Below are 12,058 nucleotides of genomic sequence, written 5' to 3'. Positions count from 1 at the left end.
CAAGCGAAGCAACAGAAAGGGCTCAGATGTCGTGGGATTTGCCTTTTGTGGCGTCCAAGAACGTCAGCCGATGACCATGATGGGATGGAGCACTTAAGTACTGGTGGCGTCCTGTACTTCACCGACGAGTTCTTCGATGATGTCTTCCAAGAACAGCACACCAGTGGTGTTCCCGGCAGCATCGAAAACCCGTGCGACGTGGGCACCGCTGCGGCGCATGGTGGCCAGTGCGTCCTCGAGTTCGCTGCCGCTGTAGGCGGATGCGAGTTTGCGGATTCGTTTGGCGGGCACCGGTTGGTCGAATTTTTCCCGGGTGGTCAGGTCCATGACGTCTTTGAGGTGCAAATAACCGGTGGGCGTACCGTCGTCGTCGGTGAGTATGTAGCGGGAGTAGCCGTGCTCGGCCACCGCGCGCTGGATGTCCGCCGGCGTTGAAGTGGCTGGCAGGAGTACCATCTCGCCGATAGGCACTTCGACATCCGCCACGGTTTTGGACGTGAACTCGAACGCCGCGGTCAGCGTGCCGCTGGTGTCGCTCAGCATCCCGTCCCGGGTGGACTGCTCCACGATGTTGGCTACTTCATCCAAGGTGTATGCGCTGGTGGCTTCGTCCTTTGGCTCGACCTTGAACAGGCGAAGGATGGAGTTCGCTATCCCGTTCAGGGTCCAGATCACCGGTTTGAGGATCCGGGCGACCATCACCAATGGCGGCGCCAGAATCAGCGCTGCGCGGGTTGGGACGGAGAACGAGATGTTTTTCGGGACCATTTCACCGAGGACCACGTGCAGGAAGGTCACCAGCAACAGCGCGGCTACGAAGGCGAAGATGCCAATCGCTTCACCGGACAGTGACGTCAGCCCGAGAGGGATTTCCAAGAGGTGGTGGATAGCCGGTTCAGAGACGTTCAGGATCACCAAGGAACACACGGTGATGCCCAGCTGGCTGGTTGCCAGCATCAGTGTCGCGTGCTCCATGGCCCACAACGTGGTTTTGGCCGCTTTGCTGCCAGCCTCCGCCTTCGGTTCAATCTGTGACCGGCGGGCCGAAATGACGGCGAACTCGGCGCCGACGAAGAAAGCGTTCACCACCAGGAGCACCACCAGCCAGATGATGCCGGGAAGGTATTCACTCATGGGTCAGCTCCTGCGTGAGGTTATCGACGATGCGGTCATGAGGACTTTTTGGGGGTGCCTGTGACTCGTCAGGGGTAAAGCGGATCCGTTCCACATGGGTGCCTACCACGCGCTCAACCCGCAACGTTCCGTCCGTGACGCGGACTTCGTCCCCGAGTTCGGGGATGCGGTCCAGTTCGTCCGTAACGAATCCGGCCACCGTGTCGTACTCCTCGCCGTCAGGAACGGCAATGCCGGTCCTGTCCAGGAGCTCATCGGGCCGGAGGGAAGCATCAAAGGTGATGGAGCGACCGGTCCTGACCACACCCACTCGGGCGCGGTCGTGCTCGTCTTCGAGTTCGCCGACGATCTCCTCCACCAGGTCCTCGAGGGTGACAATGCCGGCGGTACCGCCATGCTCATCGGAAACAATCGCTACCTGCAGGCCTTGCTTCCGGAGCAGGCCAAGCAACGAATCGACACCCATGGATTCCGGAACCCGCAATGGTTCGATCATCAGCTCTGCAGCGGTCACCTGGTCGCGTTGATCCAGGGCGACGGCGAAGGCCTGCTTCACGTGCAGGACACCGAGGACCTCGTCACGGTCACGACCGATAACGGGAAAGCGTGAGTATCCGGTTGAGGTTGCGAGGGTAACAATGTCCTCGGCGGTGTCGGTGGTATTTACGGCGGCCATCCGCACCCGTGGTGTCATGACATCCGCGGCGGAGTGTTCGGAGAACCGCAGGGTCCGGTGCAGTAGGACGGCGTGGTCCAGGTCAAGGGACCCTTCAAGCGCGGAACGGCGAACCAGGGAACTGAGTTCTTCGGCGCTACGGGCGCCGGAAAGTTCTTCCTTGGGATCGATGCCGAACGAACGGATGATGCTGTTTGCTGTGTTGTTGAACAGCAGGATCACCGGTTTGAACACGGCTGTGAACAGTGCCTGAAAGGGCACAACCACCTTGGCTGTGGCCAATGGCAGGGCCAGAGCGAAGTTCTTAGGCACGAGCTCGCCGATCACCATGGAGAAGATAGTGGCGAGGAAGATTCCGGCAACAGCGCCGATTCCGGGAACCACAGCCTCGGGAAGGCCCATCGCGAGCAGTGGGCCGCTGAGCATCCGGCTGATGGCCGGTTCGAACGTGTAACCAGTCAGGAGAGTGGTCAACGTGATGCCGAGCTGAGCACCGGATAGATGCGTTGAGGTGATCTTTAGCGCCTTGATGGTGGGTGCAAGGCGCTTCTCACCGCGGGCTTGGCGAGCCTCAAGGTCGTTGCGGTCAAGATTGACCAGCGCGAATTCGGAGGCAACAAAGAATCCGGTACCAATCGTCAGGACGAGGCCGATACCGAGCATGATCCATTCATACATTCGGGCGCCCCTCTCCCGTGATGGCCGGCGTGCCGGTCAGAAGGTCGAGGGGCCAGGGCATATGTGAAGGAGGGTCATCCATAGTGCCAATAAGTCTACGGACTGTTTAGTTCCCGATGGGCTCTGTGCGCCGTGGGCAGAATCAGGACCAAGTTGGTTGGGACTAAGGCATGTAGATAATAAGTAACCTGCCTATAGTTATGGCAAGAGCAATAGGAGGAAGCGGAGATATGTCTAGGCGATGGCGACTGGCTATTCTGACGGCAGTTGTCATTCTGCTAACGGGCTGCGGAGTCAGCGTTCCGGCTGATCCCCAGGGCACACTCGACCGGGTCAGCGGTGGCGTGCTCAGGGTAGGCGCTAGTCCCAACGGCGACTGGGTGAAGCTCCCGTCTTCCGGCGAGCCCACTGGGACCGAAGCCGAACTGGTGCGGAGGTTCGCCGCGCAACTGGATGCCAGGGTGGAGTGGAGCACGGGCACCGAACACATCCTGGCTGAACGCGTAGATCACGGCGAACTTGACCTGATGATCGGTGGCCTGCGCGAAGACACGCCATGGGAAAAGCACGCAGCGCTGACGCAGCCCTATACCGAATCCGTGGACGACACCGGGAAAAAGCATAAGCACGTGATGCTGGTCGCCAAGGGGGAGAACGGCTTCCTCCTGACACTGGATACGTTCCTCAAAGAGTCGGAGGTCGCCAAGTGAAAGCCACCCAAAGCCGGCCCGACAGCGCCAGCTCACGTTTCGGCCACACCGAACTGCCTGAAGAGCAGCACCAGGCGTTACGCAAGGCGATCCGCTTCGAGTGGATCACCGTGGCGTTCCTGGCGGTTTCGACCGCCATGATCTATCTCCTGCTGGGAAACTCCCAAGCCATGAAGGCCGCGTGGCTTGAAGACGTCCTGTCGTTCCTGCCGCCCCTGTCTTTCCTGATTGCCGCCCGCGTGATCCGCAAGCGCCCCACCGAGGAGCATCCTTACGGTTACCACCGCGCCGTTGGCGTTGCCCACGTCGTAGCGGCTGTGGCCTTGTCCGTCATGGGCGCGTACTTGATTGTCGACTCCGGCATCAGTCTCTTCACGGCAGAGCACCCCACCATCGGAGGGTTCGACTTCTTCGGCCAGACGATCTGGCTTGGCTGGGTCATGATTGTTGCGATGCTCCTGACCGCAGGCCCGCCGGTGTACTTGGGCCACAAGAAGATGAAACTGGCCAAGACCCTGCACGACAAGGTCCTCTATGCGAACGCCGACATGAACAAAGCAGACTGGCAGACCGCTGTCGCCGCTGCTGCCGGAGTTGCGGGCATCGGTATCGGCTGGTGGTGGGCGGATGCTGTCGCCGCCCTCATCATCTCCGCGAGCATCCTTCACGACGGCGTACGCAACACCAAAGCAGCAATCACCGCCCTCATGGACAAACGTGCCAGGACTTACGACGACGCCAAACCTCACCCCTTGGGCCATGAGATTGACGGCTACCTCAGCGGACTTGACTGGGTAGAAACAGCAAAATCCCGGATCAGGGACGAAGGGCACGTCTTTCACATCGAAACGTTCGTTGTCCCGGCAGGAGACATGCCCACTTTGAAGCAGCTGGAATCAGCCCGACAGGCATGTATTGACCTGGACTGGAAGGCGAAGGACATGGTTCTGGTTCCCGTTTCCACCCTGCCGGAAGAGTTCCTGCCCGGCCTTTCAGGAGAACACTGAACCTTCATCTACACGCAGAAATGGCCGGCACCAACTTTGTGGTGCCGGCCATTTTGCTTGGGGACTAGCTTGCGTTGAACTTTGCGTTGTAGCGGTACATGAACGCTGCCATCGCATCGCGGTTGACGGCGTTCACCGGGCGGAACGTCTTACTGTTGTCCGCTTCTGTCCAGCCAGTGCTGATGCCTTGGGCTGCCAGCCAAGTGATCTCTTTGTAGAACTGGCTGCCTGTGGGCACATCGGTGAAGGGCGAAGTAACCGGGGGAGTAAAGGCCGGTTTCCCTGCCAAGCGGTACATGAATGCTGCCATCGCGTCACGGTTTACCGCCTGAACGGGACGGTAGGTCTTGCTTCCGTCGGCTTCGGTCCAACCGGTGGAAACACCCTTATCAGCGAGCCAAGTGATTTCCTTGTAGAACTGGCTGTTTGTGGGTACATCCGCGAAGGGCGATGTAGCTGGCGGCGTGAAGGAAGGCTTGCCAGCCAGCCGGTACATGAAGGCTGCCATCGCGTCACGATTGACGGGGGAGAGCGGTCGGAACGTCTTGGAGCCGTCCGCTTCCGTCCAGCCGGTGCTGATGCCGGCCGTAGCCATCCAGGTAATTTCCGTGCTGAATTGCCCACCCGCAGGTACGTCGGTGAATCCGGTTCCTGCGTTGCCTGCCGTGGCGAAGCTCAGTGTGCCGATGTCAGTGTTAGTACCCACTGTGGTGGCTACGTTCGACGCAGCCCCTTCCGTTTTCACGTTGCCGGAGAAGATGGTCCCGAGCGAACCCGAAGGCCGGGTGGGGATCATGTTGGCCGAGACCAGGTAGCTTCCCGTGCTGAGCCCTGTCACTTTGAACGTGCCATCGGCGATGGTGTTCGCGCCGCGAGTGACCAGCGAACCGTCCTTGGTGTAAACGCGGACGGGGACGTTGTTCAGTGGCTGGCCGTCCGTGCCCACAACCTTGCCGGTGAGTGTGCCGCCGGTCTTCGATGTGCTGGTCAGACCCGACTTGATTTCGCCGGTGGCTACGGTCACTTTGGTGGCGGAGGATGTGCCCGCGGATTCGGATTTATCCTTGAAGAAGGACGCCTCCACCGTTGTGGTCAAACCGCTTGAACGGTTGAATTCGATGGAGTAAGACCCCGCGGGAAGGCGATCGAAGGAGAAACTGCCGTTGCCCGCCACCTGTGATTGAGTGACAACACCGGCCGGCCCCACGAGGGTAGCGAAGGTTGCTTGGCTGGAAGACCCAGCCGGAACACTCAGGGTGCCCGACACGGCCGCCCCGGCTACCAGGACCTCGTTTGCCACGGTCTGTGTTTGGCCGGTGGTAACGGTGACCGCGGTTGACGCTGATGCATCCAGCTTCTGGCCCTGCCACTGTTCAAGGAGGTTCTGGTTATTGGCTGAGTACTGCAGCTTGTAGGACCCAGCGGGGAGCCCGCCGATGGTGAAAGCACCTGTTGAGTCGGTTTGCCCGCTGCCCTTCCAGGAGAGGTCGATTGGGTCTTTTGCCATGACCAAGACGTTCGACGGCGAGAAGCCGGCCGGGACGGTCACCTTGCCTTTGATCTTCGCAGCGGCAATCAGCGTCTGGTTTACTCCGCTGACCGGCTGAAGGGCAGGAACGTTGACCAAGGTGGCGGTGTCCCAGGTTGCGCCTGACGGTCCATAGTAGGCGGACAGGATCGGTGAGTCGTTGCCGCTCCAGGAGAAGGAGATTTTGTAAGTAGATGGTATGAGTCCGCCAACAGAGAAGTCACCATTAGCTTTCGGTGTGGCGAATCCTCCGCCGCCGTGGGGGTCGGCAGTGTTTTCCAGGTGGACGGAAACCTTTGTGGCGTCCACTCCGGCGGGCAGCGTCACTTTGCCGGTTACGAGGCCGGCAGGTGCCAGCGTGATGTTCTGGCCCGTGATGTTCCCCTGCTTGGGAACGTTAAGCAACGTGGCCGTGGACCAATCTTTGCCACCGAGGTAGCTTCTAATGATTTGGCTTGGTGTGGGGTCTTGGTCCCAAGGGTTTCCCCAGTCGAAGCTGATCCTGTAATTACCGGAGAACAGGTTGGTGAGCGAGTAGCTTCCGTCGGCCTTTACGGCTGCACGGTGGGAGCTGTATTCTCCGTCGCGAATCGCTTCTACCGTTACCTTGGTGGCATCAACGCCGGCTGGAACGGTTACCTTGCCGCTGACTGATGCGCCGCTACTCATGATGGCTGAGACTCCGCTTCGGGATTCACCACCGGCTAGCGTGATGGATTGCGCAGCCCCCTGGGACTCCTCGTCGTCGTACCACTCAGCGATAGGCAGGTTCTGTTCGTCGCCATGTGCACTGAACAGTAACTTATATGTACCTGGCTCCAGGCCCTCCAACGTATAGTCGCCGGACTCACTCCAGATCCTCGTTTCGTCGTAGTACTCCCCGTCCTTATACGCGTCAATGATGATCATGGATGCGTTTGAGCCTGCTTGCATCTGGACACTTCCGCTGATGCTTGCCGTACCTGCTGCGACTGCTGCCGGAGCGCCCGCGAACGAGGCTGCGAGGAGAGACATTCCGGCAACGGGCGCAAGTAATCTCCGCGAAAAACTCTGTTTCTTCATGAATGCCCCCATATATTTGGTTTTCGACGCCGAGTCAAGTCAAGCTGGTGCGTCAGCCACATGCTATTTGTTGATCGGCAGGCCTGTCGATCATGGGGGAAATACTTGCAATCATTACGCGAAATTCGGGAGCTGACTTTCGGTACAGGCCGTTTGGCGGTTCTTTCCATGACGATTTTGGTCGCGACACCCCTGCTTATGCTGCCGGATGGGCTTTTTCGGTTCGTGCTGCCAAAGATCACCTTTCTGTTTCTGGTGGTGTTCTTTGCCTTTTTGGCCCCCTCAAGTGCTCGGCGGGGGAGGCCAGCCACGCTAACGCTGGTATCCTTACCGGTTCTCTTCGTTGTTGCTGCGCTCTTTTCCGAAAGTCCCTTAGCCGCATTGCTTGGACGATGGCCACGGTATGAGGGCCTGCCAGTTCTGCTTCTTTACGTGGGACTGATTCTTGTGGGCTCGCGCATCCTGGGAGGACCGACGGCGGGTCAAAACCGCCGCCTACTGATCAATGGCCTGAGCGTCATAATGTTTGTCCTGGCGCCGATCGCAGTAGCGGAGGCCGCTGGGTTACGCCCACTTGGTGGTGGTGAAGATGTTCGCCCTGGGGCCACACTGGGCAACGCAACAGATCTGGGTCTGGTGGGCTTGGTGACCTGCCTGCTGCTCTTGCCCTCCGCATTGTGGACAAAGAACAGAGTGGTTCAACTAGGCGCCGTAGCTGCGGGAGTGGTAACGGTAGCTTCAGGCTCACGCGCGTGCATCCTTGTTTTGGTTTTTGTCGGAATTTTCATTCTCGGATTTCGTGCGTACGGGCAGGCCAGAGCTGGAAAGCCGATTCTCGCGGTTGCAACAGTGCTCGGCTTCTTCGGCGCTGCCGCTGTGGTGATTTGGTCGATTCCGTCCGTGGCGGAACGGCTTCTGAGCCAGGAAACCGTGACTGGTCGTGTTTACTTGTGGGAGGCGTCCCTGAAGGCACTGCAAGGGAATTTTCTCGGAATCGGCGGTTCGCAATTTGTTGATGCATTACCGCTAAACCTGACAGACGAGTTCGCTAAGAATGTAGGCACGGAATTTCCGGCCGATAGCCCCCACATGCTTCCCCTCCAACTGCTCAGCGCAGGCGGCATCCTGCTTCTGCTGGCCGTCGGAGTCTTTATCTTCATGGTGATCGCCAACGGAACCAATCGCATCCGCACCACGGCTGTGAGCGAGCTACGGCTGTTTCTTTTTGGAGCGCTGGCGGCAGTCTGTGGATATGGTTTCGCTCTGATGACGCATTTCACCTCGCCAGGAACCGTGGCCCTGGTTTGTGTTCTGGCGGGCGCCATTTTGGCGACTGCTCCCGTGCAGGAGAAAGCAGCAGCAGGCCGAAGGACCACGGTGCCTGCACCGGTACGTTTCTCCGTGGCGGGCCTCGCCTTGGTGGGCGCAATTCTAAGTGGTGTGGCAGCAAGCGCGGAATTGCCCATGAAATCCGGGACTGATCTGTCCGCCAGAGGCAACATCCAGCAGGCCTCAAAGGCGTTTGAAGCAGCCAAGGCACTCAGGCCCTGGGACCAGGACGTGGATCTGCTTGCTGCCCAGGCATTCGCCGTCAGGGCCGTGCAAGGAGATAGCCCAGCGGCAGATGCCGCAGTCACGTGGGCGAGTGCCGCCGTCGAACGTAACCGGTCCTCCATGGAGGCGCTTAGTGCACTTGCCATCGGGCAGCTCGGGACCGGCGATGTTGAGGCCGCGGAGAAGACTCTAGACAGGCAGATTGACCGATCGCCGTGGACATCGGAGCCTTACCTGCTCCGGGGACTTGCCAAAGCCAACGGACAGGATATGGCGGGAGCGATCGCAGATGTTGAGAGTGCTGCTGCGCTGACCCCCAAACCGAAGCGAGCCCTTTCCATCCTCTCAGAACTGTACGTTGTGTCGGGTCAGCCCGAAAAAGCCGCTGAAGTTGAGGAGAAGCTGGCCAGGGTTCGGTAGACCCGAAATTGGAGTTATTGAACAATAACGCTATCTTTTTGATTATCTGCTCATCAGCAGATGAAAATGGGGGCGGAATTCCGCCAAGAGTGCGGAAAGTAGCCATAAGTGCGCCATAAATACAGACGGAAGCTTCTTGCTTCCGGAATCAGTCTTGCCCTAGCGGCTTTCATGATGACCGGAATGCTTCCGGCAAACGCGACTCCCGCAGATCCTGCAACTGTCCCGGCGGCCGCACCTCAAACCCAGCCGGACGCCGTGGTCCAAGATAGCGGCCCATCATTCCCGGCACCGGCAACGTCTCCTTTCGCAGACGTCTCCACGACCCAGCAGTTCTACGCCGAGATGGCGTGGTTGTCCAAGGCTGGAGTCAGCACGGGCTGGTCCGAGGCCAACGGGTCAAAGACCTACAGGGCGTTGCAAGCGGTAAACAGGGACGCGATGGCGGCCTTCATGTATCGGCTCTCCGGCAGTCCAGGATTCGTTCCGCCCGCAGAGTCCCCTTTCGCTGACGTGTCCACGTCCCAGCAGTTCTATAAAGAGATGGCTTGGCTTGCGTCCAAGGGCATCAGCACCGGCTGGACTGAAGCAGACGGTTTCACCAAAACCTACAGGGCACTGCAGCCTGTAAACCGCGACGCCATGGCAGCGTTCTTGTACCGCCTGGCAGGCAGCCCGGACTACACACCGCCGGCAGTCTCGCCGTTCGCCGACGTCGCCACCTCCCAGCAGTTCTACAAAGAGATGGCTTGGCTCGCCTCTACCGGCATCAGCACCGGCTGGACCGAAGCCAATGGTTCCAAGACGTACCGGGCGCTGCAGGCTGTAAACCGCGATGCTATGGCAGCGTTTATGTACCGCTTCCACTTGAACACAAGCCCACTGACCATTGCGAACAATAACTTGATGGATGGCATCGCCGGAGTCAGGTACCTCGAGCAGCTCACTGGGGCCGGAGGATTTGGCTCCTTGGTGTGGAACGCAACGGGCCTTCCCCAAGGTGTCACTCTTTCGACTACAGGTGTGCTGTCCGGTTCTCCAGCGGCCACAGGCGACTACCCGGTCACTGTCACAGCCACTGATGATTCCGGAATGACGCTGTCGCGGACCTTGAACCTCAACGTCCCGGAAGCCGCGCCTGAGGAGTGCGCAGGCAAGCCTTGCGAGATCCTGGTGCCTCAGGAAAACACCGTCCACGTCCCCGGGGACAACATCGTTGCCATCAATAGGGACCCTGAATCGAACCAGATTGTTTCGGTGGAGCTTACGGCCGTCGATGTGACCGTGGGCCAGGTGCTGACCCTTGACCCTTGGGCCAACCTCGAATCCGGTGCAATCCTCAACGTCGACGACGTCCAGATGACCGCTGACAGGACAATTTTGGTGTCGGTCTCCACGGCCAACCTTTCCGCGGCCTACTCCGAGGGCACCGTGCACTTCACGGATGAAGCAGCAGTAACCACTTCACTTGGAGAATCTGAAGCGCTCTCCACGCCCTTTGCTGTAAAGGAACCAGTCCAAGCACCGAAGAAAATACAGTGTGAAGGCGGAGCGACAGCAGACCTCAAGGGCCTGTCTGTTACGCCTAATATGAAACCTTCGCTCTATGCCGATTGGAAGCCCTTCTTTGGCGGTCTTCATCAACTCCAGGCAAACGTCGAAGGATCCATCACAGTCAACCTGGGAGCAGCAGTTTCCGGGGAAGGCGTCTGCACGGTGGCGGGTCCCGAGGTCAAGGTGACCGTCCCCTCAGGCGCAGGTGCCATCGTCATGGTGGCCCAGCCGTCCCTGACGTTTGAAGTCAACGGCAAGCTGGACCTCAGCACTTCCGTAACCCTCAAATGCGGTACGTCTTACCAGTGGCGGGATGGCCAGGAAAGCCGGGCCGCTACGTGTGGCACCGAGCACGAGCCGCTGGGCCTTTCCAGCGACTCAGGCATCGAAGCGACCCTCACGGGCGCAATCGATACACGCGTCACCTGGGTGGAAATCGTCGGTATTACAGGGCAGATCAACGCGTCCGTCTCTGCCGCGTACCACCCAACCGAGGACCCCATGGCTGAGCTCAAGGGCCGGGTCGGATTCGAACTTGGTGCTTGCCTTGTCTGCTTCTTCGACGGCGGACCTCACGTGACCATCTACTCCGGCACTATCTATGAGAAGACCATCGCCTCCTGGTCCACAAAGCCCCCGGCCCCCGGCACTCCTGACGCGGCAGTAACCCCGTCGGTTGAACCATTGAAGGTATTGTCAACTTCGTTGCCCAGCGCGACAGTGGCGAAGGCATACAAAATAGGTCTCGCTGCCAAGGGAGGGACCCAGCCCTACACCTGGACGATAACCAAGGGCGCCCTGCCGGCAGGTCTCGCCCTGAATTCGGGGACCGGCATAGTGTCGGGTGTTCCAGCTGCCGTTGCTACCGCCGAGATCACTGTTACAGCGACGGACAAATCGGGGCTTGTGGCGTCGGCTCCGCTGACATTAGTGGTGAAACCAACCCCACCACGTGGCGACAAAGTCCTGGTCTACGCCGACGGTGATGAGGGGTACGGCATTGCAAACGTTGCGAAAACTCTCCGGGATTCCGGAGCAGAGGTTGTGGAGGCAACGGCTCTCCCTGCTGACCTCAGCGGCTACAAGTCAATCTGGAATCCGTCACGCTACGGATGGACTGAAGCCGACGAGCGCAGGGTTGCCAGCTTCGTAGCCGACGGGGGAGCGGCCTACCTCACAGGTGAACGCCCGTGTTGCGAGGCCCTGAACGCCAGCGTTCAGAATGTCTTGCGTCATGTACTCACCGACCAAAACGTAGTGGTGGGCGGGATGGGCGACGTGCAGGGACCCTTCACCTTCAATCCTGCTGCCAGCAACGAAATCACCAAAGCGCCCAACGTGCTCACCAGCTTTGACCCGGATTCACCCGGTGCCATCAGCGGATTGGCAGGTGTGGACGCCCGAAACGTCTTCGCGCGGAGTGAGACCGTGGCCATCGGAGGGGTTTGGGCTGAAGGGGATATGAAGGCCGGGAGAGGTCGCGTAGTTGTCTTGATGGACATCAACTATCTCGCGGACGACGCGAGGACGCCGATCGTCCAAAACATCCAGCATTTCCTTTCCAAAACACCCTGATTTTTCTTCATAACTCCCTGAACAACCAAACGGCCGGCCTGAAGTTTCCAGGCCGGCCGTTTGCATGTGGCTCACCGGCATTCAGCTCTTGCATGCAGGGAATCCGAACACAAGGACACGTAACGTAGGTCCGCAATTCCCCTAACTGTTGCTTTGCTGA

At 59.4% G+C, this 12,058-nt stretch carries 7 protein-coding genes; 4 read left to right on the top strand and 3 right to left on the bottom strand.

The window, feature by feature from the left end:
- Positions 1-93: 93 nt before the first annotated feature.
- The gene (locus AC1RJY_RS23870) at positions 94-1,134 is read right to left on the bottom strand and encodes a hemolysin family protein (protein ID WP_498603692.1); all 1,041 of its coding nucleotides are present in this window, start codon (positions 1,132-1,134) and stop codon (positions 94-96) included.
- On the bottom strand, positions 1,127-2,488 hold the full coding sequence (locus AC1RJY_RS23865) for a hemolysin family protein (RefSeq protein ID WP_011775770.1): 1,362 nt from the start codon (positions 2,486-2,488) through the stop codon (positions 1,127-1,129). Before AC1RJY_RS23865 ends, AC1RJY_RS23870 begins: the two co-directional genes overlap by 8 nt.
- Positions 2,489-2,718: 230 nt before the next feature.
- Between AC1RJY_RS23865 and AC1RJY_RS23860 the strand changes: the two genes are divergently transcribed.
- Positions 2,719-3,198 (top strand): transporter substrate-binding domain-containing protein, encoded by a 480-nt coding sequence (locus AC1RJY_RS23860; RefSeq protein WP_498603690.1) that lies wholly within the window; start codon positions 2,719-2,721, stop codon positions 3,196-3,198.
- Positions 3,195-4,205: a cation efflux transmembrane domain-containing protein gene (locus tag AC1RJY_RS23855; protein ID WP_498603689.1), complete on the top strand. Its 1,011-nt coding sequence runs from the start codon at positions 3,195-3,197 to the stop codon at positions 4,203-4,205. Before AC1RJY_RS23860 ends, AC1RJY_RS23855 begins: the two co-directional genes overlap by 4 nt.
- 64 nt (positions 4,206-4,269) lie before the next feature.
- Here the strand turns inward: AC1RJY_RS23855 and AC1RJY_RS23850 are convergent, their stop codons facing one another.
- Positions 4,270-6,795, bottom strand: coding sequence for a carboxypeptidase regulatory-like domain-containing protein (locus tag AC1RJY_RS23850; protein WP_498603687.1), 2,526 nt, complete (start codon positions 6,793-6,795; stop codon positions 4,270-4,272).
- Positions 6,796-6,855: 60 nt separating this feature from the next.
- On the opposite strand from AC1RJY_RS23850, the gene AC1RJY_RS23845 reads away from it, so the two are divergent.
- Entirely contained in the window at positions 6,856-8,769 is a 1,914-nt protein-coding gene (locus AC1RJY_RS23845) for an O-antigen ligase family protein (protein ID WP_498603686.1), read from the top strand.
- A gap of 171 nt (positions 8,770-8,940) precedes the next feature.
- On the top strand, positions 8,941-11,898 hold the full coding sequence (locus AC1RJY_RS23840; RefSeq protein WP_011775765.1) for an Ig domain-containing protein: 2,958 nt from the start codon (positions 8,941-8,943) through the stop codon (positions 11,896-11,898).
- The last annotated feature ends 160 nt before the right edge of the window (positions 11,899-12,058 follow it).

Source organism: Arthrobacter sp. GW822-FHT05G07, from assembly GCF_058799755.1.
This window is presented reverse-complemented; position numbering and strand designations above follow the sequence as displayed.